The organism is Kosakonia sp. WA-90 (assembly GCF_039871955.1).
Lineage (GTDB): Bacteria > Pseudomonadota > Gammaproteobacteria > Enterobacterales > Enterobacteriaceae > Kosakonia > Kosakonia oryzendophytica.
Genome location: NZ_JBDPLJ010000004.1, coordinates 51,190 through 72,966, shown reverse-complemented (window position 1 = coordinate 72,966; position 21,777 = coordinate 51,190). Strand labels below are relative to the sequence as shown.

The following is a 21,777-nucleotide window of genomic DNA, read 5'->3' as shown; positions in this document are numbered from 1 at the left end:
AAGGGGGAGCCATCCGGCCCCCACATATATCCGGAACAAATAATGTTTGGTAACTTAGGCGAAGCAAAAAAGTACCTCGGTCAGGCGGCAAAGATGCTGATTGGCATCCCGGACTATGACAACTATGTTGAGCATATGCAGACCAACCATCCGGACAAACCGTACATGACCTATGAAGAATTTTTCCGCGAACGCCAGCAGGCACGTTATGGCGGCGACGGCAAGGGCGGCGTCCGCTGTTGCTAAAGGAGAATGTATGACCCCCATTGCAGTGACCCTGCTGACCGGTTTTCTCGGCGCAGGCAAAACCACCCTCTTACGCCATATCCTCAACGAGCAGCACGGCTACAAAATCGCCGTTATCGAAAACGAATTCGGTGACGTCTCCGTCGACGATCAGCTGATTGGCGATCGCGCCACGCAAATCAAAACCCTGACTAATGGCTGTATCTGCTGTAGTCGTTCCAATGAACTGGAAGATGCGCTGCTGGACCTGCTCGATAGCCTCGATCGTGGTGATATCGCCTTTGACAGGCTGGTGATCGAATGCACCGGTATGGCCGATCCCGGTCCAATCATTCAGACCTTCTTCTCCCACGAGATCCTCTGCCAGCGCTACCTGCTGGACGGCGTGATCGCGCTGGTTGACGCCGTGCATGCCGATGAGCAGATGAACCAGTTCACGCTGGCGCAGTCGCAGGTCGGTTATGCCGATCGCATTCTGCTGACCAAAACCGATGTGGCTGGCGAGAGCGAAAAACTGCGCGAACGGCTGAGCCGCATTAACGCCCGCGCACCGCTTTACACCGTCACTCACGGCGATATCGAGCTGGCGCAGCTATTTAATACCAACGGTTTTATGCTGGAAGAGAACGTGGTGGCGGCCAAACCACGCTTCCACTTTATTGCCGACAAGCAGAACGACATTAATTCGATCGTCGTCGAACTGGACTACCCGGTGGACATCAGCGAAGTCTCCCGCGTGATGGAGAGCCTGCTGCTGAGCTTTGCGGAAAAACTTTTGCGCTACAAAGGGATGCTCTGGATCGATGGCGAGCCCAACCGTCTGCTGTTCCAGGGCGTGCAACGCCTGTATAGCGCCGACTGGGATCGCCCGTGGGGCGATGAATCCCCACACAGCACACTGGTGTTTATCGGCGTGCAGTTGCCGGAAGAGGAAATCAGAGCAGCGTTTGCGGATCTACGGAAATAAGCAAACCGCGGTGATAATGTTGAACCGTACGATCCCCTCCCCTCCTATGGGAAGGACAACCGGACAATAACGCTGAACCGTACGATCCCCTCCCCCTATGGGAAGGGAAACCGGGCAATAACGCTGAACCGTACGATCCCCTCTCCCTATGGGAAGGGAAACCGGACAATAACGCTGAACCGTACGATCCCCTCTCCCCTATGGGGAGAGGGTTAGGGTGAGGGGAGAACAAAGTGTAAACCTGGCAATTCAGTGGAAACTACTGCGGGCAACAATACGATTACCACCCGCAGCAATGGGAAGCAGTGAGTATCAGCCCAGCACATCCTGCACGCAGGCTTTAAATACTTTCACGCCGAGCGCTAACGCTTCGCGGTCAAAGTGCATTTCCGGGTGATGCAGCCCCGGCGTCAGGTTCGCGCCCAGCCCCCAGAAACCACCTTTCACCTGTGGGCGCAAGCGCAGGTAGTGGAAGAAATCCTCACTACCCGGCGTCGATTTCGGTGCGGTCAGCCCGGTGTCGCCAAACACACTGCGGATCGCGCGGGAAACCACGTCAGTTGCCTCATCATCAATGATCGCCGCAGGCATCTCCTTAAGAACGCGGATTTCAGCACGCGCACCATAAGCCGCGGCACTGCTTTCAATAGCACGCAGTACCTGCGGTTTCAGTGCATCCATGGCCTCATTTTCTGCCGCGCGTAGATCCCAACACACCTGCGCTTTGTCCGGAATGGAGTTAGTGACTCCGGCATCGCAAAGAAAACGTGTGGCTTTCGCGCTCCAGGTGAGCGATGGCGCAAGGTGAATACCGTTAACCGCCTGCACCGCGTGCGCAGCGGCATCCAGTGCGTTCACCCCCAAATGCGGGCGCGCAGCATGCGCTGCTTTGCCGTGAAACATCACCTCAACGGTGGCGGACGCAGAATAGTACATCGCCGGAACGGCCTGGCCCATCGGACACTCTTCCAGCGGGCGCAGGTGGAAACCAAGCAACATGTCCACATCGTCCAGCACGCCGCCTTCGGTCAGGGCAATCGCCCCGGTGCCCAGCTCTTCAGCGGGCTGGAAGATAAACTTCAGTTTGCCCTTTTTCACTACGCCTTCAGCCATCACTTCCTGCGCCGTCGTCAGCACCACAGAAGAATGCCCATCGTGACCACAGGTGTGGCGCGCAACGTGTTGACCCTCAATGATATGCCCGAGTGCATCCATATCGGCGCGCAACGCCAGAGTCGGTCCGGGTTTGCCACTGTCCAGCACGGCGACGATGCCGGTAGTGTTATTGATCTGGCGCGTAACCTGGTAGCCCGCCGCCTCCAGTACCCCGGCGATATAAGCAGAGGTTTTATACTCTTCGAACCCAAGTTCTGGGATCTGATGCAGGTAATTAAAGTGCTCTAGTGTACGTGACACGTCTTACTCCTTGGTGTGCTTCACTCAGGCAATAACGCGCATTATCAGCATAGAAATAACCGCGTTAAGAATGCTGACGGCCATCAGTAACGGCCAGTACTTCTTCGGTACATCGGCCACGCCCAACAGGCGGCCCATATACTGTAGCTGCGAACCCATTAAAAAGATGGCGGGTGCAAGAATGGTTATTTGCCCGACATCAAGCTGGCCTTTGCTCAGCAGGCTGACCGCCACGCCTGTGCCTGCGGAGGAGGAGAGCCAGGCGGTGAGCAACACGGTAATGGCTTCGCCCGGCAGGCCGAACAGCCCCATAACCGGTGCGCAAATATGACCAATAATCTGCATCACACCCAATAAATTGAGCATTTCAGCGATCACATAGGCCATTAATACATTCGGCATCAGGTTATTGATGGCGATATTAAAACCTTTTCGCGCGCCGATAACGAAAATATCGAACGGATTACCGGAGACTTTGGCGGTATTACTCATGGTCGAAATCCCTCTTATAGACAGTATTTAATGCCAGGCGAACCACGGCTGCGCCAACAAACTTCAGCACAAACATCAACACCAGCGGAATAATAATCGGGATAGTCAGCGAGGCGAACATTGCCGAACCAATAGAGAAATAGTTATTGATTAATCCGGCACCGGAATATTGCCACGCCCCCATAATCACCACATCTTTACGGGTAATTTTCTCGCTGTCGTACAACTCTTTGGTTAATGCCGCCCCGGCATCGGTACTTTGCAGATCGGTGATCAGCGCCAACCCGGTATAACCCGGAATACCGAGCAGCGGTTTAAGCAATGGCGTCAGTAGCTTATGCGCTGCGCGTATCGCGCCATAGTGGGTAAAAATCTCCAACAGCCCCAGCGCCAGCATCACCGTTGGTACCAGCGACAGCGCAAACAGAAAGCCGGCTTTTGCACTAATGCCGCCGCTGCCAATAAAGGTGCTGGTCTCCGGCGACTTCATGGTGCCAAAGGCGCCGCCCAGCGTAGTGAAGTCAAACGCTCCCAGCCACGCCATACCCTCAACCTTGAAAAAGAAGCCGGAAAAAACCAGCAGAACAATCACCAGGGAGATCCAGGCGCCAGGCCCGACTTTCCACTCATCCGCGTGCGCTTTCGCGGGTTGCTCCAGCGTTTTCGATTCGCTCATAACATCTCTCTTTAAAATAATCAGATGACAATGTTCTATTACTAAGCAGGATCCATGCCTGAACAGGTCGATGATAAAATAAAAATCTTTTACCGCGATTTTTTACGCAATAAATAACCTTCCCGCGAAATACAGAGAATAAAAAGCAAAATTACTGAAAAATTATTTAATTAACTTCTGAAACCACCCTAATAAAATAATCTCTCACCGTCATTGGGCACCCTTTTGGTGCAAAAAGCCTCTTTTAATTTTTCGTATCTGTTTTCCTCTGAAACCTGGCGGTTAATTTGATTATCACTATTCAATCCGGATGATAAATATCCGCGTTAAGATGTTATTGTTGCTCTCAGGTCAACAGTTAAGAAGGAATGTGGCAGATGTTTCAGGACAAACAGGTCGGTTATCTGTATGAAGTGGGCAACCAGGGCGGCATCCGCCGCGCGGCGGACATTCTTGGCGTTAACCCATCGGTGGTGAGCCGCCAGATTGCGCAACTGGAGCGCGCATTACAGCTCCCCTTACTGGAACGGCGCGGGCGTAACGTGGTGCTTACTGAAGCCGGGCGTCTGCTTGCTGAGGATTACTTCGCCAGCCGCCAGCGGCGCGAAAAGCTGGAAAGCCAACTGAAAGATCTGCGCCATATGCGCGGCGGCACGATATCGGTTCGTATTGGCGGCGGGCTTATCACCGCGTTTATCGAAGGGGTAATGCGCGAGTTTGCGCAGTCGTACCCGCAGGTTTTTGTCGACATTGTGGTAGGCAGCATGCAGGAAATGCTCAACGACATAGTCAGCGGCGATGCGGATATGGCGCTGGCCTTTGGCCCGATTGGCTCCCCGGAACTCAAGCGCCACAGCTTTCAATGGGGGCCGATTTGTGCCGTCGTCTCGCCGCAACACCCTATCGCCCAACGGAAGAGCATTACTATTGAAGAATTGACTCAGCATCAACTCATTGCGCTGACGGAAAATTTCGGCCTGCAACGGCATATGAATGCGATGTTTAAAAGCCAGGGCTTGCAATTTCACCCGGCGTATCGCTGCAACCAGTTCTCCACTGCCATGGGACTAAGCCAGGCTGGACTGGGGATTTCGTTTATGACCGCGTACGCCGCCGCCGATCCGATTCGCCAGGGCACGTTAGTGGCGGTACCGCTTGATCACCCGATTGCCAGCAGCGCTCAGTGCCATTTGCTGCGCAACTCCGATCGACGCTTTACGCCTGCAGCCCACCATATGTGGCGGCTGTTGCATAATGCCTTTCGCGATAAATAGCGGGGTGTGATATACCAGAGACCGACCTTAACGAGGCAAACCATGTCGATAACGCGCGATATAGAGCAATCATTTTGCCGCCCGGAAACCTTGCCAGGTGTCGAACTGCGTAGTACCTGGCGCAGCCAGCAAGCCTATAAGCGCCACCGCCATGCAGAACTGTCGATCGGCGCGATTGTTGAGGGGCAAACCCGTTGCATCTGTAACGAACGGGAATACCTGCTGATGCCCGGCGATATGATCGTGATTCCTCCGCTAACGCCACATAGCTGTAACCCGTTACCTGGTCAGTCGCGCAGTTACCATATGCTTTATCTGCCGCAGACAACCAGTGCGCAGCAGGTGATCCGCAATCCACGACTGTTTCAGCAATACCTGCACATTGTCTCGTTAATCGAAAGCGGGCAAACCGGCCCATTGCCCGCGGCTATCGCCCGTTTGCTCACCGCCCTCACCTGCCCATCACAGCACCCGGCACAACTTCGCCCTACCAGTCAGCAGTTGCAGGACGCGCTGCTCAGCAACTTACAGCAACCGCCGACGCTGGATGAACTGGCGCACGTTTTATCTCTGCGCAAAGAGACGCTGATCCGCACCTTTAAACAGGACACCGGGCTAACGCCAGGCTGTTTTTTAAATAGCGCCCGCGTGGAGTTTGCCAAAAGTCGCCTGCGTGCCGGCGATAATCTGGCCGATGTAGGCTATCAGAGCGGATTTGCCGATCAGAGCCATTTTCACCGGACCTTTGTCAGTTATACCGCCGCCACGCCGCGCCAGTACGCGATCGGCCGATCAATATCCGACAATAAATAGCGTCACGATGCCGCTAAGGTGACCGCAGTTTTTTACTGCCGAGGTCACTATGGACATTTTTCCTTCCGCGTTTCCCTCACTGGCGCTGGCGCATTTTGTCGCCCTGCTTAGCCCGGGCCCGGATTTCTTCCTGCTGGTGGGCTATGCCATTCGCTACCGGTTGCGTGGCAGCGCCGGGCTTTGCGTGGGGATTGCTTCCGGCAACGCGCTCTATATTTTGCTGGTGATTATCGGCGCGAGCGCGTTACGCCGTTTCACCGTACTCTTCACCGCCATTGCGTTGCTCGGCGCGCTTTATCTGCTATGGATAGGTTGCCAGTTAGTACGCAGCCGCCCACAAGCCCTTACGCTTGATGAAACGCAGCAACGCTGCCCGTCCATCGGCAAACAGTGTCTGCTCGGCCTCGGTTCGGCATTGCTCAATCCGAAAAATGCATTGTTCTACCTGGCGCTGATGACCGCCCTTCTCGGGCCGGACGTGACACTACTCCAGCAATCCGCCAGCGGCGTCTGGATGATAATGGTTGTGCTGCTGTGGGATTTAGTCGTCGTCTCGCTTATCGGCCTACCTGCAGTACAGAACCGATTGCGCCGAAGCGTTTACTGGATAGAGCGTATCGCGGGCGTGGTGTTGATGGGGTTTGGGCTGTGGATTTTATGCAAATTCATCTAATGCAATTACTCAAAGAGCTCAGCGTGGGTACCCAAATCGGTAAACACCACCAGATGTTTGGCCTCATCCACGCGATAAACCAATAAGTAGTCGCCACCAAGATGTAATTCACGAAATCCGAGCATATTTCCGGTTAAGGCATGATCGCTATATTGAGCCGGAAGCGGGTTGCCAGAAAGCACCATCGACATAATTGCTGCCGTTTCATGCATATCTCTGCGACCCGCTTTGTTGTAACGCGCCCAGGCTTTAACAAATGTTTTCGTGTAATCGGAACGGTAAGGAAGTGGCGCGCGTTTACTCTTTCCCATCATTTAAGCTGTCCATTAGCTGCTCAACACCATTAAAGCGTCCATGCTGGTGTGTGGTGATCTCATTGGCTTCGCTCATCGCGTTGCGTAAGCGTGCTGTTGGTTTGCGGGTAACCTCAAACGGGATACCCTCACTTTTGACGATTTGCTCAGCAAACAGCCGTATTGCCGTGCTCCAGTTGAGCCCACAGCTCTCAAGTACCAGCCCGGCGCGCGCTTTCAGTTCGCTGTCGATACGCGATCGGATAACGGAATCCATAGAACCTCCTTTATTTTTGTAGCCACATTGTAGCTACAAAATTCAACCTTTGCACCATCCCCTCGTCTCGCTCTATGCTTAACGCATGGAAAAATTAGCTGAACTCAAGCGCGCCAAACGTCTGGCGCTCTCACTGTTGCTGGTTGCAGCGGCAACGTTTGTCACCACGCTTTTCCTGCCGCCCAACTTCTGGGTGAGCGGGGTCAAAGCCATTGCCGAAGCAGCGATGGTTGGCGCGCTGGCGGACTGGTTTGCGGTAGTGGCACTGTTTCGCCGCGTGCCGATCCCGTTTATTTCCAGCCATACCGCCATTATCCCGCGTAATAAAGATCGGATTGGCGACAATCTCGGCCAGTTTGTACAGGAAAAGTTTCTTGATACTCAGTCACTCGTGGCGTTGATCCATCGTCATCAGCCTGCACAGCTGATCGGCGTCTGGTTCAGCCAGCCGGAAAACGCACAACGGGTGGGTCAACACTTACTGCAAGTGATGAGCGGCTTTCTGGAAATGGCCGACGATACCCGTATTCAGCGCCTGTTACGCCGGGCAGTGCATAAAGCCATCGACAAAGTCGATCTGACGGAAACCAGTGCGCTGTTACTGGAAAGTCTGACGCGCAACAACCGCCATCAGAAGCTGCTGGATAGCCTGATAGCCCAGTTAATTGCCCTGCTGCAGCGTGAAAGCTCACGCACCTTTATTGCCCGCCAGGTGGTGCACTGGCTGGAGACCGATCACCCGTTAAAAGCGAAGATCCTGCCAACCGAATGGCTCGGTGAGCAAAGCGCGGAACTGGTTTCCGACGCGGTGAACTCGCTGCTGGACGACATTAACGCCGACCGTACGCATCAGATTCGCCAGGCATTCGATCGGGCCACGATGAAATTGATCGCCAATCTGAAAACCGATCCGGAAATGGCGCAACGGGCAGATAACATCAAAGATTATCTGAAAAACGACGAGGCTTTTAATCGCTATCTGGGCGAAATGTGGGCGGATCTGCGCAACTGGATGAAAGCCGACATGCAGTCTGACGATTCGCGTATGAAAAAACACATTACCGACGCGGGGTTATGGTTTGGCGAAACACTGCTGGCGGATGGTGCGCTGCGCGCCTCGCTGAATGAGCATCTTGAACAGGCTGCGCACCGGGTCGCACCGGACTTCGCCGCCTTTCTGACGCGCCATATTAGCGATACGGTGAAAAGCTGGGACGCGCATGACATGTCGCGCCAGGTCGAACTGAATATAGGCAAAGACCTGCAATTTATCCGCATCAACGGCACACTGGTCGGTGGATCGATTGGTCTGATCCTCTATCTGCTCTCACAGTTACCCATGCTGCTGCACGTTACCGTTTTTTGATTCTTCTGTAAGGAGACGCCATGGCCGACATTACCCTCACCCACAGCGAGCGCGAGCAATTACGCAATAAATTGCAAGCGTACTGCGAAACGCATTTCGAACTGGAGCTGGGGCAGTTTGACGCGGAATTTTTTATCGACTTTATCATCGAACAGATTGGCCCCGCCTTTTACAATGCAGGAATAGAGGAAGCGATTCGCACGCACGCGCTCTACAGCGAACGGATCCAGGAAGAGATGGATCTGAAGAAGATACTCTGAGCCTGTTTCACTCTCAGCGTTTCTGCGCTTCAGCCGCCGGAGATCAATATTCCCCTTCATTTTATATGACTATAATGCGGCCACTTTTTACATCTCCCGTGTCACGGGGAAGGAAAATCATGTCGCTTATCACCGCACTCCCGGACGTATTTGAACAATTCTCCGAAGCCCGCCAGAAAGGTTTTCTCACCGTGATGGACCTGAAAGAGCAGGGCATCCCATTGGTAGGCACGTACTGCACCTTTATGCCACAAGAGATCGCGATGGCCGCAGGCGCCGTAGTGGTCTCGCTCTGTTCCACCAACGATGAAACCATCGAAGAAGCGGAAAAAGACCTGCCGCGTAACCTCTGCCCGCTGATAAAAAGCAGCTACGGCTTTGGCAAAACCGACAAATGCCCCTACTTCTACTTTTCCGATCTGGTGGTGGGTGAAACCACCTGCGACGGCAAAAAGAAAATGTACGAATACATGGCAGCGTTCAAAGCCGTTCATGTGATGCAACTGCCGAACAGTGCGGCGGATGCTGCATCTCGGGCATTATGGAAAGCGGAGATCCTGCGCTTACAACAAGCGATCGAACACCGTTTTGGTCAGCCCATCAGCGAAGCAGCGCTGCGCGATGCCATTGCGCTGAAAAACCGTGAACGCCAGGCGCTGGCAAACTTCTACCGCGTGGGGCAGCTCAATCCGCCTGCACTTAGCGGTGCAGATATCCTGAAAGTGGTGTACGGCGCGACCTTCCGCTTTGACAAAGAAGCACTGATCGACGAGCTGAATACCATGGCCGAACGGATCCGCAACGAATGGCTGGCCGGGAAACGCCTGGATCCCCGCCCACGTATTTTGATCACCGGTTGCCCGATTGGCGGCGCGGCAGAGAAAGTCGTGCGCGCCATCGAAGAGAATGGCGGCTGGGTGGTGGGCTACGAAAACTGCACCGGGGCGAAAGCCACTGAACGCTGTGTTGACGAGAGCGGCGATGTGTACGATGCGCTGACCGACAAGTACCTGGCGATCGGTTGCTCCTGCATCTCGCCTAACGATGAGCGCCTGAAACTGCTCAGCCAGATGGTGGAAGAGTATCAGGCCGATGGCGTAATTGATGTCATTTTACAGGCGTGCCACACCTACGCCGTTGAGTCTCTGGCCATCAAACGCCATGTGCGGCAACAACACAACATTCCATATATGGCTATTGAGACGGATTACTCGACGTCGGACATCGGGCAACTTAGCACCCGCGTTGCCGCATTTATTGAAATGTTATAAGGAGTGGTCGTGGCGTTTACCGTAGGCATTGATTCCGGCTCGACCACCACCAAAGGTATTCTGCTGGAGGGCAACACCATCGTACGGCGTTTCCTCTGCCCGACCTCGTTTCGCCCCGCTGCGTCGATCGGTGAAGCGTGGGAGACATTGCGCGCCGGGCTTGCTGAACCTCCGTTTCTAACGCTAACCGGCTACGGACGGCAACTGGTGGATTTCGCCGACAAGCAGGTCACCGAAATCTCCTGCCACGGGCTGGGCGCACGGCTGTTATTGCCCGAGGCACGTACGGTCATTGACATCGGCGGTCAGGACAGCAAAGTGATCCAGCTTGATGAGCAGGGCAATCTCACTGATTTCCTGATGAATGATAAGTGTGCCGCCGGTACCGGGCGTTTTCTCGATGTCATCTCCCGCACGCTGGGTACGCAGGTTGAGCATCTTGATGACATTACCGAAGGCGTCGAGCCGCATCCACTCACCAGCATGTGCACCGTGTTTGCCGAATCGGAAGTGATCAGCCTGCGATCGGCGGGCATCGCACCGGAGGCGATCCTCGCCGGAGTAATCAATGCGATGGCGCGCCGCAGCGCCCATTTTATCGCCCGGCTTTCCACACAAGGCCCCTTGTTATTTACCGGCGGTGTCAGCCACTGCACCACCTTTCGCCGCATGCTGGCAGCGCACCTGAACAGTGAAGTGTTTACCCATGATGACGCCCAATATGCCGGTGCCGTGGGGGCGGCGCTGATCGGCCAGCGGCAGAGAAAGCGCCATGGCTGAATACCTGCTGCTGTTCCACAACACCCCCGGTGTGCTGCAAACCCGCAAGGCGTTGCAGGCCGCCGAAATCCCCTTTCGCGTACAGGATATCCCACGCACTCTGCGTGGCGGCTGCGGTTTGTGCATCCGTTTTCACAGTACCGCAAGCGAGGTGGATCAGTGGATGATCCCCGACGTCACGCAGGCAATTTATCGCTGCGAAGGTGAGCATTTCGTGCAGGTTTCGTAGATCCGAACAGAGGCCCTGTACGCGCAGTGCCATCGGGCTGTTTCGGCCTACTGCTCCTCAATCACAAACCGCGTCGCTTCAAAGCGGTTCAACATCAAATGCACCAACCACACCATGGTTAACGTCGCCACCAGCGCCACCGTGACAGACACGATGCGGTATAAATCGCTGAACACCAGGTCCGTGTCCGGGTGCAGGTTCTGACCAAACATAATGCCAATCGTCGTGACACTGGCGAAACCGACGCCAGCGCCGACTTTTTCCATCACGTGTAAGCGCGCGCTAAACGCCAGTCCGAGACCGATCAGCGGCATCATCAGCAGCATATGGCTGCTGTGGTTATAGAGGATCAACTGCACCAGCAGAATATAGAGACAGGCGAGCACCACCCCCACTACGCGCCACAATGAACTCAGCACCGATCCGCGATAATGCATGGGAAAGAGGATCAGGATCCCCGCCATCAGCGCGGAGAGGGAATCGCTCAGATCGCTTACCTGGAAGACAACAAAAATCATCGTTGCTACCGTTCCGGAAAGCAGGGATTCATGGCGCACGCGGGCGGCGTTTTTCTCGATCAACGGCGGACGGGTGCGCGGCTCCCCATCCGGGATCAGGTAATTCATCAGCGCACTCAGCGCCACCGCCATCACACTGGCTTCGATATTGGAAAACAGCAGCGTGTGCCAGTCGCTGGCGGGGTAGCTCATAAAGTTGAGCATCGTGCTCTGGCACACTACGCCTGCCGAACCGAACAGGAACAGCGCGCCTTTACTCATAAAGCGAAAACGCATCACATACAGTGCGAATACCACCAGCGTCATGATCACCGGCCAACGCGACAAATAGCCGATAATAAACACCATTTCGATGCAGTTCAGTACCGCGCTGAAGATAAACTGCTTTGCCACATGGCGATTAAATACCGGCACCAGCGATAACAGCATCACCGGGTATACCACATAAAACACGCCGTACTGGGTGTTATAAAAGCTCGACACGCTCAGGGCGATCATCCCGGCAAACACAATGCGCAAGGTTTGACGAAAGTCATTGGGGGTGTAAACGATATTGCCATGCGGCGTAAAAACCCGCGCCAGCGTATTAATAGACATAGTGCAGCAGGCTCACCAGATGGATTTGCAGGCCAGAGAAGATCCGTGCGAAAAAGCCCTCGCTGTTATACAACTGCACGGTAGCGCGTGCGCCGGTCGGCAACGTCTTTGGCAACGGTTCGTCCAGCGCCACGTGAATGCGCATACGCTGCGCGTCGCGCACCCAACGGTTGGAGGTTTCCGGTTTGGACAGTTCACCGTTCACCGCTTCCTGACCAGCAAGAACCCCGGCATCACTGCTGGTCACATGTGCCTTAAACACATGACCCGGCAACGCATCAAACACCACTGCAGCGTCGGTGCCTGTATGGGTATGGCGCAGGCTCTTCTCGCGGAAGTCCGCCACAATGTCCGTTTTTTCATGCACCAGCGCCAGTGCTGCGCCGCCAGCAGAGGCATAGAACCCCGGACTCAGTTGCAGGTTGCTGACCGTGCCATCCACTTCCGCCCTCACCTGCGTCCAGCTCAGGTTGAGCTGCGACTGTTGCAACGCATTACGGTATTTTTGCAGAGTGACGTTACGGGCATCATCCTTTTCACCACGCTCGATGGTCAGTTCATCAATCCTGGCATTGAGCGAGTTCACCGACTGGACGCTGCTCTGCCAGGTCGTGCGGACTTTATCGAGGTCGGACTGAGACACATTGTGCATCGCGCCCAGATTCTGATAGCGCTCAAAGGTAACGCGATCGTTCTGTGCGGTGATCTGCGCGGTCTTCAGGCTGGCCTGAGCGGCAACGATCTGCGCATCCAGTTGCTGGTTGGTCAACCGCGCCTGCGCCAGCGCGATCTCACTGGCCTCAATCTGGTTACGGAATGGCGTGGGATCCAGCGCAAACAGCAGGTCGCCCTTTTTTACCTGGCTATTGTTTTGTACATACACCTGCGCTACATAACCGGAAACCCTGGCAGAAACCGGCGTGACGACACGCATCACTGTCGAGTCAGGCGTCAGCGGGATCCAGATATCCGCAACGATAAAATAAGCAAACATCAGCAGGAAAGAGGCAATACTGACCCTTACCCAGCGGGCAAACTTTTGTTCTGGCGTCATCATTTTCTTATTCGGTTTGGGTGTCGTCTTCGCGCATCACGCGCAAATTACAGGCGATTTGATTCAGAGTCGCGCTAAATACCGCCAGATCCGCAGCGGGGATATTGGCCGAGGCGCGCGCCTGACAGGCGTTGATCACTTGCGTGATCCTTTCCAGCAGGCGTTGCCCGTCGGCGGTGAGCGCCAACAGGCGAATGCGTTTGTCGTACGGCGATGTCGTACGCGCAATCAGCCCCTGTTTTTCCAGTTGTGTGAGGGTACGCATCAGCGGCGGCAGTTCAATGCCCTGCACTTCCGCCAGTTCACTGACCGAAACATTGTCGCCCAACTGGTGCAACTGCATCAGCACCGTCCAGCTCGACTGCGTCATACCTGTGTCATTCAGCGCGCGATCGATCGTCGCGCGCCACTGCCGCACCACCATCGCCATGCGCATCCCTAACGGCCGACGGGCAAACAGTACATCTTCGGTCATCGAGACACCCTCCATTCAACGGAGGGGTAAGTTAATAGTTATCAGGGTAAGTATCAAGAAACGAGAGAGCAAAGAGCATGGATTGCGAAAGTCATTCGCACTTTTCTTCAATCAAAAAACACCATCCCTTTGTACGGTTTCTCGCGACAGGCCGCCAGCCGCTGCGCCAGGTTACCCACGTGCGCTTCCAGTTTATGCCCGTCCGGATCGAGAAAGTACCAGGAGTCGCCTTCACTTTTATTCACTTTCCAACTCACCACGCCAGCTTGCTCCAGGCGTGCAACGAAGGCCGCGAAATCACCCTCGTTGATGCTGAATGCGTAATGGGTATAGTCGCTGTGCTGCGGCAAAATCGGTGTGCGCTGCGCGTCAACGGAGAGGCATAACCACAGTTCACCACAGGTGAGATAGGCACCGTTATCCCAGCGCGCATGCAGTTTCAGGCCAAGCAATTCGTGGTAAAACGCAACGCTTCGGTCCAGGTCGCTGACGGCCAACGTCAGGTGATTGAGGCTGTTTAACATAGATTTTCCCGGCACAAATGTTGACAGTGAGAATTAATACTCAGCGACCAAACCGGGGCGTTTGGTCGCTACCGTGTTTCATTCAGAGCATCTGGCTCAATTAGCGTGCTTCGTTGCCTGGTTTGCTTCTTTTACCTCAGCAACAAACTCCGGCAGATCCCATGTGCCGCCTGCGCGCACATAGCGACACATGCCCGTTGTCGACTCACTGCTTTTACGGAACGTTTCACCGTCCCACACCCACTCCGCCGACGCCCAACAGTCGCCAATCCCACGACCGCGTTGGCCCAACGAGATCGCGCCATCGGCATAGTCCGATGCCGAGTTGGTGATCAGCTGCGGGTTGCCTTTCAATGCCTTGTCGATAACCCAATAGCCATAACCTTCGTTGTACGCGGCGCGCCAGCAGAGGGTGGAAATGAGCGCATGCTTACTGTCCAGCGGGGTCAGGGTAATATCGTTATCGCCTTCGACCGTCGCTTCCTGAGGTGATGACAGACGATCGCACCCATTATCGCCAGATAACGTTGCCAGCAGGCGCGGTTTCAGCGCTTTCACTTCCGCCTCGTTCAGCGTGCGATCTTCGCCATCATCCACGGCAACTGCCTGGATAACGGGCGCAGCAACAGGTGCTGCAACGCTATTTTCTGCCTTATCCCCTTTTTTACTCAATGCACCGGGCGTACCGACGCGCCCCTGCACATCGTCGAATTTCAGCAACACCGCGGACGCCCCCTCGCCAGACAGCACAAACGGTTTCACGCCGCCCGTAAACTCAACCTTACTACTGCCTTTCACGGCAGCAATCATGTTGCTGGCCTGCTCGTCCGATAATCGCCAGGTGTCGCTGTCTTCCGCTGCGACATCGCCTTGTGATTTACCGTCGATCCACAGCGTCAGTTTTGCCTGCGGCGTTGCCTCATCGGCTTCCATCTCCGCCAGCACCACATCGACCGTAACAGGGGTATCTGGCCCGGCTTTACGGGTGATCAGCACCGAGCCACTGGCTTCTTCTTCGGCGCTATAGCCTGCCGCGCGGCAGGTCAGCGTGTTGTCACACACCACTTCCCAATCTTTATGTTCAAAGGAGATGCCGCTGTGTCCCGCCATTGCGGGAAGACTGAGCGCTGCTGCCATCACCAGCGTCGCCTTAATACTGCTGTTCATGCCATCACTCCGTAATGAGAAATGGAAACAGTGTGCAGAAATTATGTGTCAGGGAGAAGTGTATTTTTCGCTTGTGCGCCAGGAGGATGATCGTGTCCACATATCACGGGCGAACAGATGAAACCTGCAACATATAGTGGCTGTTCCCCCGATGACATGAGTCCTAAGATAGGGTTTATAACCCTTTATAAAACAATGATAAATGCAACAAAAAGGACTTTCACAGTGAAAAAGCTCTCAAGAATATGCTGGAACGACAAATACTGGCGTGCGCCGTCCGGGCGGGAAGGAAAGTCAATCAATAGCAGTAGCTACGAATACCAGCATGGATTTGGTCATGAAGAGTGGTTATTCGATACGGAAAAACTTATTGATGGCTATCATTACGCCTATTTGCAATCCCTGGCAGGATTAGTTCGCAATGGTCAGGTAATGGATATCAATTTATACACCATTAAAAATGAAAAAAGGAACAATACACGTTATTGGCTGGGTGAGATTTTAAATGCTGAACTGGTTTCCCATGCGGAGTCCCGCAGAATAGTAAAACAGTACCAGCATAATGGCTGGTATGATGAAATGAAGTCGCAGCTTAACGAAGTCGATGTGGATGGCGATATATTAGGATCGATCGACAAGAGCGAATTCTTTACCATTAAGTTTAAGCCGCAAAACTTACGCTTATGCGAGCCGTATATTTTTAGTCATACTGACCCGGCCGTAAAATCAAATTATTACAATCTCATTAATTTTGTTGAGCTTCCTCTTCAAGCCCGCAGCGCAACAGCGTTCGACTTTAAAGCAGGCCATCGCTCTAAACCAGAGAGCGGCCAGCGCAGCGGCGGTGGTTATCGCGCAGAAATCAGTTATATTCATAATACAATACAGGAGGCATTATATACTTCGCTCTGCCAGCACGTTGGTGAAGACCGGGTAAGCACGGAACAAAATACCGGGTATGGGACACGCATCGACCTTGTTGTGCAGGAAAATGAAAACACGTACTCTTTTTATGAAATAAAAACCCATGCCCACGTTTCCTATTGCATCCGTGAGGCCATCGGGCAGCTATTGGAATATGCCTACTGGCACGATAACGGCATACATATTACAAAAATGGTTATCGTTGGAATTACCCCGGCGACGGCAGAAGATAATGCCTATATCGCGCGATTACGGGCGCTACACCATCTGCCACTGGAATATATGCATTTCGATTTAGACCAGAAAACGTTCTCGCAGAGTGATCAATAAACAACGTCCAGCCAACTTATGCTGGCTGGACGTGGGTTTTATTCCCCGTCAGCGCCTGATTAATCGAGGTTCAGTTCACCGTAGGTTTTCACCACGCGGGAAACGATGCCGTAATCAATCGCTTCTTTGGTGTTCATCCAGTAGTTACGATCCGTATCCTGTTTCACTTTCTCAACTGGCTGGCCGGTTGCATCGGCGATCATGCGGTTAACGCGTTCCAGAGTACGGATGATCTCTTTGGCTTCAATCTCAATATCGCTCGCCTGACCGCGCACACCACCCAACGGCTGATGGATCATAAAGCGGGTATTCGGCAGCGAGTAGCGATGCTCTTTTTTCGCCGCCAGCAGGATGGTGATCCCGGCGCTGGCCACCCAACCGGTGCCAATAATGTGCACTTCCGGGGTGATAAATTTGATCATGTCATGGATAGTGTCAGCCGCTTCGACATGGCCACCCTGACTGTTAAGGTAAATTTTGATCGGCGCATCGCTGATGCCCTGTAACAGCAACAATTGCGTGACGACTTTTTCCGTCAGCGCCTGGTTAATTTCACCGGAGATGATAATAGAGCGGGAATCCAGCAGTTTTTGCTGCATCAGCTGGGTTGCGTTGCCGGTTTCGCTCTCTTTTTTATCGTCTTCGTCTTTGCCATTCATAACGTGCATGTGCTTTCTCCCCTTCAGGTTATGGAGCTAAGCATAGCCCAACGCAGGTTGAGCGGAAATAACAAGATGTTATCTCCGCTCGAGAGTGTCCTTACCACAGCTCTTCACGCCGCAACCCCAGGTCTTTTAACTGCTCGTCGCTGAGTGCCCGCAACAGCCTTGCCGTGCGCCTGCGCTCCCGCAGGTGTTGCCATTTACGCCAGAGTAAAACAAACCCGATCCACGGGCGCGTCGGTCGATTTTCAAAGAATTCCATTATCGCTCTCCTCACCAGAACAGAGCGTTATCATCGCCGCGAAAGGCTGTGACAATACAGACTCAGAAATTACTTTTCTTTAACATACAGATCGCTTAAAACAGTGTCTGAATCGCGAAAAATGGCCAAATCTGTACTGGTTTTTAAATCTGTATGATGGAATCAAAGGATACAGCATGACACGCTACCAACATCTGGCCACGCTGCTGGCGGAACGTATTGAGCAGGGGCTCTATCGCCCCGGAGAAAAACTTCCTTCAGTACGAAGCCTGAGCCAGGAACACGGCGTGAGTATCAGCACCGTACAGCAGTCTTACCAGGTACTGGAAAACCTGCAACTGATCACCCCGCAACCGCGTTCTGGCTATTTCGTCGCGCCGCGTAAGGCGCAACCGCCCGTACCCGCGATGTCCCGCCCGGTGCAGCGCCCGGTCGATGTGACCCAGTGGGATGAAGTGCTTACGCTGCTTGATGCCCGCACCGATAAGGCCATCATTCCTTTTGGCGGCGGCGCACCGGATATCACACAGCCCACGCTCAAACCCCTATGGCGCGAAATGAACCGCGTCATACAGCACCAGTTACATGATGTTCTGAGTTATGACACATTGCCCGGCCGCCGCGAACTGCGTGAACAGATCGCCCGATTGATGCTTGATGGCGGCACGTCGCTCAGCGCCGATGATATCGTGATCGCCAGCGGTTGCCACGCCGCGCTCACGCTGGCATTACTGGCGGTTTGCCAACCGGGAGACATTGTTGCCGTCGAATCTCCCTGTTATTACGGCACCATGCAGTTACTGCGTGGGTTAGACATTAAAGCGATAGAGATCCCGACCGATCCCAATGCCGGGATCAGCATCGAAGCTCTGGAACTGGCACTGGAGCAGTGGCCGATCAAGGGCGTGATCCTGGTGCCTAACTGCAATAATCCGCTCGGGTTTATCATGCCGGAGGCACGCAAAAAGGCGGTACTGTCGCTGGCGCAACGCCACGACATTGTGATTTTCGAAGACGATATTTATGGCGAACTGGCCACTGATTATCCACGACCATCAACCATTAAATCTTATGATATCGATGGCCGCGTGCTGTTTTGCAGCTCCGTGACCAAAACTGTTGCACCAGGGCTACGGGTCGGCTGGATCGCACCGGGGCGTTATCTCGATCGGGTATTGCATAAAAAATATGCTGCCATCGGCACAAACGTGCCCGGTACACAGCTGGCCGTAGCGGCATTTATTCGTGATGGCCATTATCACCGCCATGTACGACGCATGCGCCAGGTCTACCAGCATCAGCTCGAAACCTATACCTGCTGGGTACGTCAGTATTTCCCGTGCGGTATCTGTGTGACCCGCCCACAAGGGGGCTATCTGCTGTGGGTTGAATTACCGGAGACCGTCGATATGGTGTGTGTTTCCCGTGCCCTGTGCCAGTTAAAAGTCCAGATTGCGCCAGGCTCACTGTTCTCTGCCTCCGGTAAGTATCGTAACTGCCTGCGACTTAACTGTGCGCTGCCGCTGACGGAAGCCAACCGTGAAGCCATCAAACACCTGGGCGTAGCGATCCATAATGCCTTAGAGGCGTAATATTTTGCCGTTTGGTTATGTGTCCTGTGTAAAAACGGCGTAGATCTTCCGTGAAATAGCTTTATTAAGTTGGCACAGTCTGGCCTCCGTCAACCCAAACAGTTGGCCGATCTCTTTCAGTTTCATTTCATGCTGATAGTAGAGCGTGAAGATCGCTTGCTCACGGGGAGCAAGTTGCGCCAGCGCACTCCGTAACATACGCCCCACCAGCATCTCCTCTTCAAGGGGGCGACTGACAAGCGAAGAGGGGTACGAATCCTTTTCTTGCAGATTTTCAAGACTCTCCAGTTCGCCAGCGGAACAGAGTTGCAAATACGCCTGCCAGGATTCGAATGTCATTCGAAGGTGTGAGCTAACGTCTGTAAAACATGGTGTTTTCCCAGGCTCACTCGCCAACAGGCGTATCGCATCGTTGAGTTTGTGCGTTTGTTGCCGCAATCGCCGGGGGCGCCAGTCCAATTTGCGCAGTTCATCCAGCACGGCACCGCGTATGCGTTGCATAGCATAGCCGGCAAAGCCATCGTCCGGGTGCCCGTAGCGCCGTAAAGAAGAGAGCAGCCCCATAAGCGCAATTTGCCGCATATCGTCCTTATCCAGCACGGCACTGGTTTGCCAGGCAAACTGCCTGACGACTTTTCCCACCAACGGTAAGTAATCACGGAGATAACGCGTTTCGTCGGTTGGGGTTAAAATATTTGCATCTGTATACTTCATCAATTCCCTGTTGACTCGCCCAGCCTTCATTTTAATAAGTGCCGGAAATAAGCAACTCACATGCCAGAGTTTTAAATATTAAAAATCAAAAGATTAAGAAAAAAAGAGGAAGTTTTAATTCCGACAAATTCACGGAAAGGAAATCTTTGCGGAAACAAAAATGCCGCTACGTTTATCGAAAAATATTTTGCGATTCATGCTATGGAAGAAATGAGAGCAAAAATGTACAGTAAGAAAAAACTAAACTGCTTACCATGTGTCGGCATTTCGTTACACAGCACTTAAGTGCATTGAGAAATAAAACCATTCGTCTTTCGGCATTAATCATTATTTATGCCGACAGGTCTCCACCATCAATCGTACTAACGAACCCTGACTGACAGTTAAAACACCATGCAATTTTATGAATAAACATTATTGTGCAATAAATAACTGGCTGATTGATGTCCCGTCAGGATCTATTCTTCATTTAGTGACCGGAGAACGAAAACGCCTGGGTGCCTATCAGCTCAAACTGCTTGATGTCCTGCAACAGAATGCCGGGAAAATTTTAACGCGCGAGGAACTGACCACGCTGGTCTGGGAACGCCGGGTGATTGGCAATAACAGTCTGCCCAATGCCATTCACGCACTGCGCGCCGCACTTGAGGACGACGGCAAGCAGCAACGGATCATCCGCACAATCCCGAAACATGGATATGTTCTGGAGGCGGAATATTGCCGGATGGTGGAAAAAGACGAAGAGGAGATCAATCTCACCAATGTGCTGCCCGCACAGGACGATGAAGAGGTGCTGTTCGACGAGGCTTTGGATACGATAGAACATGAACCGGTGGATACGTATTCCCTGCTGCCTGATGCGCTTTCTCCTGCCGTGCGACGCGAGGCGCAGATGCTTCCGTCACGCGCACAACGATGGAAAGTTGTCCTGGTTTTTCTGGTTATTGCACTGGGCAGCGCTGCACTGGGTTACTCCTTTATTCCCCGCAGTGAAGCACCGGAAGTGCGGGAAATAGCGAAAAATATTTACAGCAATATCCGCATCTTTACCGTCCCCGGGCACGAGAACGATCAGCCCCTCCAACAGACAACCTTCCTGCGATTAAGGGATACTTACTACACTATAAATCAACAACTTAAATCAAAATCAATTCACATGAGCGTTTATTATAACGATGAAAACCAGACGCTGAATTACACCCTGCGCCTGTATAACATCTGTCAGCAGAAAGTATTGGCGATGCAGATCTACCATTCGCGATCCAATGCCACCCTGCTTAATAACTTAATTCTCAGCGAAACCCGGAGAAAGCTCAATGAAATGGTTCCCTGCAAAACGCCGTAAACAGTCTGTTGCGCTGATATTGACAGCCCTTCTCGCTGCACTATCAGGCACGCAATTACACCGCGCCAATGCGGTCATACAGCAAAACGTCGATGAAGTTACGCAGTTTGGCTTCTATGACCTGATGCTGCGCCAAAAGGAGTTATACGACTCGCACATGACTACGAAGGGAAATACCATACAGAGCAATATCACCAGCCCTGATGACAATCAGTTCGTCCTGAAAGGGAATTTTGTGCGAACCCGACAACAGGGTCAAACCTATTATTTCAGCTACTCACCTATCTATTTTATGTCATCACAGAATAGCCGCATGATTAATGGGAATGTGGATTTACTAACCCACAGCGGTTTCTGGATACAGCAATACGAGGCGGATAACGTCCCATTGGTGAGTATGCAAAACGGTCTCATTTTCCTCTACCCGCTGGATGCCAGATAACGTACGTTCAATGAACAGATAGCGCAGATTCCCGGTTTTTTTACGCCCATAATTGTGCCGTATGTTTCACTGTTATTTCTGGCAAAACACAGAAAGAAAAAAAGCGCCAGGCAATACACATTGATATATCCGCGATGG

General features: G+C 53.2%; 27 protein-coding genes. 14 read left to right on the top strand and 13 right to left on the bottom strand.

The annotated features are described in order from the left end of the window. Window positions 1-42 precede the first annotated feature (42 nt). Window positions 43-246 (top strand): YbdD/YjiX family protein, encoded by a 204-nt coding sequence (locus ABGA49_RS09240; RefSeq protein WP_088237340.1) that lies wholly within the window; start codon window positions 43-45, stop codon window positions 244-246. A 10-nt stretch (window positions 247-256) separates the two neighbouring features. Next, a complete protein-coding gene (gene yjiA, locus ABGA49_RS09235) occupies window positions 257-1,213 on the top strand; it encodes a GTPase (RefSeq protein WP_061497939.1) in 957 nt (318 codons plus the stop codon). A gap of 312 nt (window positions 1,214-1,525) precedes the next feature. Here the strand turns inward: yjiA and ABGA49_RS09230 are convergent, their stop codons facing one another. The 3 genes from ABGA49_RS09230 to ABGA49_RS09220 are packed head-to-tail and all read right to left on the bottom strand — an operon-like array spanning window position 1,526 to window position 3,797. Continuing rightward, entirely contained in the window at window positions 1,526-2,629 is a 1,104-nt protein-coding gene (locus ABGA49_RS09230) for a M20 peptidase aminoacylase family protein (protein ID WP_061497940.1), read from the bottom strand. A 24-nt stretch (window positions 2,630-2,653) separates the two neighbouring features. Next, window positions 2,654-3,121, bottom strand: a complete 468-nt coding sequence (locus tag ABGA49_RS09225; protein WP_061497942.1) for a YjiG family protein — start codon at window positions 3,119-3,121, stop codon at window positions 2,654-2,656. After that, complete coding sequence (locus ABGA49_RS09220; protein WP_061497944.1) at window positions 3,114-3,797, bottom strand: nucleoside recognition domain-containing protein; 684 nt, start codon at window positions 3,795-3,797, stop codon at window positions 3,114-3,116. Before ABGA49_RS09220 ends, ABGA49_RS09225 begins: the two co-directional genes overlap by 8 nt. A 377-nt stretch (window positions 3,798-4,174) precedes the next feature. Here ABGA49_RS09220 and ABGA49_RS09215 point away from each other — a divergent pair, with 377 nt between their 5' ends. From ABGA49_RS09215 to ABGA49_RS09205, 3 genes are read left to right on the top strand one after another with little or no spacing between them, the layout of a single operon-like run. Beyond that, window positions 4,175-5,071, top strand: a complete 897-nt coding sequence (locus ABGA49_RS09215) for a LysR substrate-binding domain-containing protein (protein ID WP_134318889.1) — start codon at window positions 4,175-4,177, stop codon at window positions 5,069-5,071. 42 nt (window positions 5,072-5,113) lie between these two features. Further along, entirely contained in the window at window positions 5,114-5,884 is a 771-nt protein-coding gene (locus tag ABGA49_RS09210) for an AraC family transcriptional regulator (RefSeq protein ID WP_061497947.1), read from the top strand. Window positions 5,885-5,933: 49 nt separating this feature from the next. Beyond that, window positions 5,934-6,557, top strand: a complete 624-nt coding sequence (locus ABGA49_RS09205) for a LysE family translocator (protein WP_061497948.1) — start codon at window positions 5,934-5,936, stop codon at window positions 6,555-6,557. Between the two features lie 5 nt (window positions 6,558-6,562). Here the strand turns inward: ABGA49_RS09205 and ABGA49_RS09200 are convergent, their stop codons facing one another. Together ABGA49_RS09200 and ABGA49_RS09195 are read right to left on the bottom strand one after the other, a co-directional pair. Then, window positions 6,563-6,871: a type II toxin-antitoxin system YafQ family toxin gene (locus tag ABGA49_RS09200; RefSeq protein ID WP_245191397.1), complete on the bottom strand. Its 309-nt coding sequence runs from the start codon at window positions 6,869-6,871 to the stop codon at window positions 6,563-6,565. Further along, window positions 6,855-7,127: a type II toxin-antitoxin system RelB/DinJ family antitoxin gene (locus ABGA49_RS09195; RefSeq protein WP_061497949.1), complete on the bottom strand. Its 273-nt coding sequence runs from the start codon at window positions 7,125-7,127 to the stop codon at window positions 6,855-6,857. Before ABGA49_RS09195 ends, ABGA49_RS09200 begins: the two co-directional genes overlap by 17 nt. 85 nt (window positions 7,128-7,212) lie before the next feature. On the opposite strand from ABGA49_RS09195, the gene ABGA49_RS09190 reads away from it, so the two are divergent. From ABGA49_RS09190 to ABGA49_RS09170, 5 genes are all read left to right on the top strand, one after another. Further along, window positions 7,213-8,493 carry a DUF445 domain-containing protein gene (locus ABGA49_RS09190; RefSeq protein WP_134318891.1) on the top strand — a complete coding sequence of 427 codons (1,281 nt, stop codon included), beginning with the start codon at window positions 7,213-7,215 and terminating at the stop codon, window positions 8,491-8,493. A gap of 20 nt (window positions 8,494-8,513) precedes the next feature. After that, window positions 8,514-8,753: a DUF2164 domain-containing protein gene (locus tag ABGA49_RS09185; RefSeq protein ID WP_061497952.1), complete on the top strand. Its 240-nt coding sequence runs from the start codon at window positions 8,514-8,516 to the stop codon at window positions 8,751-8,753. A 119-nt stretch (window positions 8,754-8,872) separates the two neighbouring features. Next, window positions 8,873-10,024 carry a double-cubane-cluster-containing anaerobic reductase gene (locus ABGA49_RS09180; RefSeq protein ID WP_061497954.1) on the top strand — a complete coding sequence of 384 codons (1,152 nt, stop codon included), beginning with the start codon at window positions 8,873-8,875 and terminating at the stop codon, window positions 10,022-10,024. 9 nt (window positions 10,025-10,033) lie between these two features. Beyond that, on the top strand, window positions 10,034-10,804 hold the full coding sequence (gene yjiL, locus ABGA49_RS09175; protein ID WP_088237336.1) for a putative 2-hydroxyacyl-CoA dehydratase activator YjiL: 771 nt from the start codon (window positions 10,034-10,036) through the stop codon (window positions 10,802-10,804). Continuing rightward, window positions 10,797-11,033, top strand: a complete 237-nt coding sequence (locus tag ABGA49_RS09170; RefSeq protein ID WP_347665471.1) for a DUF3343 domain-containing protein — start codon at window positions 10,797-10,799, stop codon at window positions 11,031-11,033. The genes yjiL and ABGA49_RS09170 overlap by 8 nt, the downstream gene beginning before the upstream one ends. Window positions 11,034-11,080: 47 nt before the next feature. Here ABGA49_RS09170 and ABGA49_RS09165 read toward each other — a convergent pair whose 3' ends face one another. The 5 genes from ABGA49_RS09165 to ABGA49_RS09145 all read right to left on the bottom strand — a co-directional run bounded on the left by ABGA49_RS09165 (window position 11,081) and on the right by ABGA49_RS09145 (window position 15,368). Further along, entirely contained in the window at window positions 11,081-12,148 is a 1,068-nt protein-coding gene (locus ABGA49_RS09165) for a DUF2955 domain-containing protein (RefSeq protein WP_347665470.1), read from the bottom strand. Continuing rightward, on the bottom strand, window positions 12,138-13,205 hold the full coding sequence (locus ABGA49_RS09160) for an HlyD family secretion protein (RefSeq protein ID WP_347665469.1): 1,068 nt from the start codon (window positions 13,203-13,205) through the stop codon (window positions 12,138-12,140). Before ABGA49_RS09160 ends, ABGA49_RS09165 begins: the two co-directional genes overlap by 11 nt. 4 nt (window positions 13,206-13,209) lie before the next feature. Beyond that, window positions 13,210-13,677 (bottom strand): MarR family transcriptional regulator, encoded by a 468-nt coding sequence (locus tag ABGA49_RS09155; RefSeq protein ID WP_061497965.1) that lies wholly within the window; start codon window positions 13,675-13,677, stop codon window positions 13,210-13,212. A 107-nt stretch (window positions 13,678-13,784) separates the two neighbouring features. Next, the gene (locus ABGA49_RS09150) at window positions 13,785-14,201 is read right to left on the bottom strand and encodes a FosA family fosfomycin resistance glutathione transferase (protein ID WP_088237334.1); all 417 of its coding nucleotides are present in this window, start codon (window positions 14,199-14,201) and stop codon (window positions 13,785-13,787) included. 96 nt (window positions 14,202-14,297) lie between these two features. Continuing rightward, window positions 14,298-15,368, bottom strand: coding sequence for a DUF1176 domain-containing protein (locus ABGA49_RS09145; RefSeq protein ID WP_134318894.1), 1,071 nt, complete (start codon window positions 15,366-15,368; stop codon window positions 14,298-14,300). 225 nt (window positions 15,369-15,593) lie between these two features. On the opposite strand from ABGA49_RS09145, the gene ABGA49_RS09140 reads away from it, so the two are divergent. Then, complete coding sequence (locus ABGA49_RS09140) at window positions 15,594-16,622, top strand: hypothetical protein (RefSeq protein ID WP_347665468.1); 1,029 nt, start codon at window positions 15,594-15,596, stop codon at window positions 16,620-16,622. Between the two features lie 59 nt (window positions 16,623-16,681). Here the strand turns inward: ABGA49_RS09140 and ABGA49_RS09135 are convergent, their stop codons facing one another. Together ABGA49_RS09135 and ABGA49_RS09130 are read right to left on the bottom strand one after the other, a co-directional pair. Then, the gene (locus tag ABGA49_RS09135; protein WP_245191399.1) at window positions 16,682-17,281 is read right to left on the bottom strand and encodes an ATP-dependent Clp protease proteolytic subunit; all 600 of its coding nucleotides are present in this window, start codon (window positions 17,279-17,281) and stop codon (window positions 16,682-16,684) included. Between the two features lie 100 nt (window positions 17,282-17,381). Beyond that, on the bottom strand, window positions 17,382-17,546 hold the full coding sequence (locus ABGA49_RS09130) for a DUF1127 domain-containing protein (RefSeq protein ID WP_071890619.1): 165 nt from the start codon (window positions 17,544-17,546) through the stop codon (window positions 17,382-17,384). Between the two features lie 176 nt (window positions 17,547-17,722). On the opposite strand from ABGA49_RS09130, the gene ABGA49_RS09125 reads away from it, so the two are divergent. Further along, on the top strand, window positions 17,723-19,138 hold the full coding sequence (locus ABGA49_RS09125; RefSeq protein ID WP_088237332.1) for a PLP-dependent aminotransferase family protein: 1,416 nt from the start codon (window positions 17,723-17,725) through the stop codon (window positions 19,136-19,138). Window positions 19,139-19,153: 15 nt separating this feature from the next. Here the strand turns inward: ABGA49_RS09125 and ABGA49_RS09120 are convergent, their stop codons facing one another. Beyond that, complete coding sequence (locus tag ABGA49_RS09120; RefSeq protein WP_061497978.1) at window positions 19,154-19,852, bottom strand: sigma-70 family RNA polymerase sigma factor; 699 nt, start codon at window positions 19,850-19,852, stop codon at window positions 19,154-19,156. A 403-nt stretch (window positions 19,853-20,255) separates the two neighbouring features. Here ABGA49_RS09120 and ABGA49_RS09115 point away from each other — a divergent pair, with 403 nt between their 5' ends. After that, window positions 20,256-21,197: a winged helix-turn-helix domain-containing protein gene (locus tag ABGA49_RS09115; protein WP_134318896.1), complete on the top strand. Its 942-nt coding sequence runs from the start codon at window positions 20,256-20,258 to the stop codon at window positions 21,195-21,197. Continuing rightward, window positions 21,169-21,639 carry a hypothetical protein gene (locus ABGA49_RS09110; RefSeq protein ID WP_061497982.1) on the top strand — a complete coding sequence of 157 codons (471 nt, stop codon included), beginning with the start codon at window positions 21,169-21,171 and terminating at the stop codon, window positions 21,637-21,639. The genes ABGA49_RS09115 and ABGA49_RS09110 overlap by 29 nt, the downstream gene beginning before the upstream one ends. Window positions 21,640-21,777 lie beyond the last annotated feature (138 nt).

What these genes read in the sequence shown, in the direction of transcription:
- ABGA49_RS09240 (WP_088237340.1), top strand. Translation starts at nt 43, where the DNA reads ATGTTTGGTAACTTAGGCGAAGCAAAAAAGTACCTCGGTCAGGCGGCA.
- yjiA (WP_061497939.1), top strand. Translation starts at nt 257, where the DNA reads ATGACCCCCATTGCAGTGACCCTGCTGACCGGTTTTCTCGGCGCAGGC.
- ABGA49_RS09225 (WP_061497942.1), bottom strand. Translation starts at nt 3,121, where the DNA reads ATGAGTAATACCGCCAAAGTCTCCGGTAATCCGTTCGATATTTTCGTT.
- ABGA49_RS09220 (WP_061497944.1), bottom strand. Translation starts at nt 3,797, where the DNA reads ATGAGCGAATCGAAAACGCTGGAGCAACCCGCGAAAGCGCACGCGGAT.
- ABGA49_RS09215 (WP_134318889.1), top strand. Translation starts at nt 4,175, where the DNA reads ATGTTTCAGGACAAACAGGTCGGTTATCTGTATGAAGTGGGCAACCAG.
- ABGA49_RS09210 (WP_061497947.1), top strand. Translation starts at nt 5,114, where the DNA reads ATGTCGATAACGCGCGATATAGAGCAATCATTTTGCCGCCCGGAAACC.
- ABGA49_RS09205 (WP_061497948.1), top strand. Translation starts at nt 5,934, where the DNA reads ATGGACATTTTTCCTTCCGCGTTTCCCTCACTGGCGCTGGCGCATTTT.
- ABGA49_RS09200 (WP_245191397.1), bottom strand. Translation starts at nt 6,871, where the DNA reads ATGATGGGAAAGAGTAAACGCGCGCCACTTCCTTACCGTTCCGATTAC.
- ABGA49_RS09195 (WP_061497949.1), bottom strand. Translation starts at nt 7,127, where the DNA reads ATGGATTCCGTTATCCGATCGCGTATCGACAGCGAACTGAAAGCGCGC.
- ABGA49_RS09190 (WP_134318891.1), top strand. Translation starts at nt 7,213, where the DNA reads ATGGAAAAATTAGCTGAACTCAAGCGCGCCAAACGTCTGGCGCTCTCA.
- ABGA49_RS09185 (WP_061497952.1), top strand. Translation starts at nt 8,514, where the DNA reads ATGGCCGACATTACCCTCACCCACAGCGAGCGCGAGCAATTACGCAAT.
- ABGA49_RS09180 (WP_061497954.1), top strand. Translation starts at nt 8,873, where the DNA reads ATGTCGCTTATCACCGCACTCCCGGACGTATTTGAACAATTCTCCGAA.
- ABGA49_RS09170 (WP_347665471.1), top strand. Translation starts at nt 10,797, where the DNA reads ATGGCTGAATACCTGCTGCTGTTCCACAACACCCCCGGTGTGCTGCAA.
- ABGA49_RS09165 (WP_347665470.1), bottom strand. Translation starts at nt 12,148, where the DNA reads ATGTCTATTAATACGCTGGCGCGGGTTTTTACGCCGCATGGCAATATC.
- ABGA49_RS09160 (WP_347665469.1), bottom strand. Translation starts at nt 13,205, where the DNA reads ATGATGACGCCAGAACAAAAGTTTGCCCGCTGGGTAAGGGTCAGTATT.
- ABGA49_RS09155 (WP_061497965.1), bottom strand. Translation starts at nt 13,677, where the DNA reads ATGACCGAAGATGTACTGTTTGCCCGTCGGCCGTTAGGGATGCGCATG.
- ABGA49_RS09150 (WP_088237334.1), bottom strand. Translation starts at nt 14,201, where the DNA reads ATGTTAAACAGCCTCAATCACCTGACGTTGGCCGTCAGCGACCTGGAC.
- ABGA49_RS09145 (WP_134318894.1), bottom strand. Translation starts at nt 15,368, where the DNA reads ATGAACAGCAGTATTAAGGCGACGCTGGTGATGGCAGCAGCGCTCAGT.
- ABGA49_RS09135 (WP_245191399.1), bottom strand. Translation starts at nt 17,281, where the DNA reads ATGAATGGCAAAGACGAAGACGATAAAAAAGAGAGCGAAACCGGCAAC.
- ABGA49_RS09130 (WP_071890619.1), bottom strand. Translation starts at nt 17,546, where the DNA reads ATGGAATTCTTTGAAAATCGACCGACGCGCCCGTGGATCGGGTTTGTT.
- ABGA49_RS09125 (WP_088237332.1), top strand. Translation starts at nt 17,723, where the DNA reads ATGACACGCTACCAACATCTGGCCACGCTGCTGGCGGAACGTATTGAG.
- ABGA49_RS09120 (WP_061497978.1), bottom strand. Translation starts at nt 19,852, where the DNA reads ATGAAGTATACAGATGCAAATATTTTAACCCCAACCGACGAAACGCGT.
- ABGA49_RS09115 (WP_134318896.1), top strand. Translation starts at nt 20,256, where the DNA reads ATGAATAAACATTATTGTGCAATAAATAACTGGCTGATTGATGTCCCG.
- ABGA49_RS09110 (WP_061497982.1), top strand. Translation starts at nt 21,169, where the DNA reads ATGAAATGGTTCCCTGCAAAACGCCGTAAACAGTCTGTTGCGCTGATA.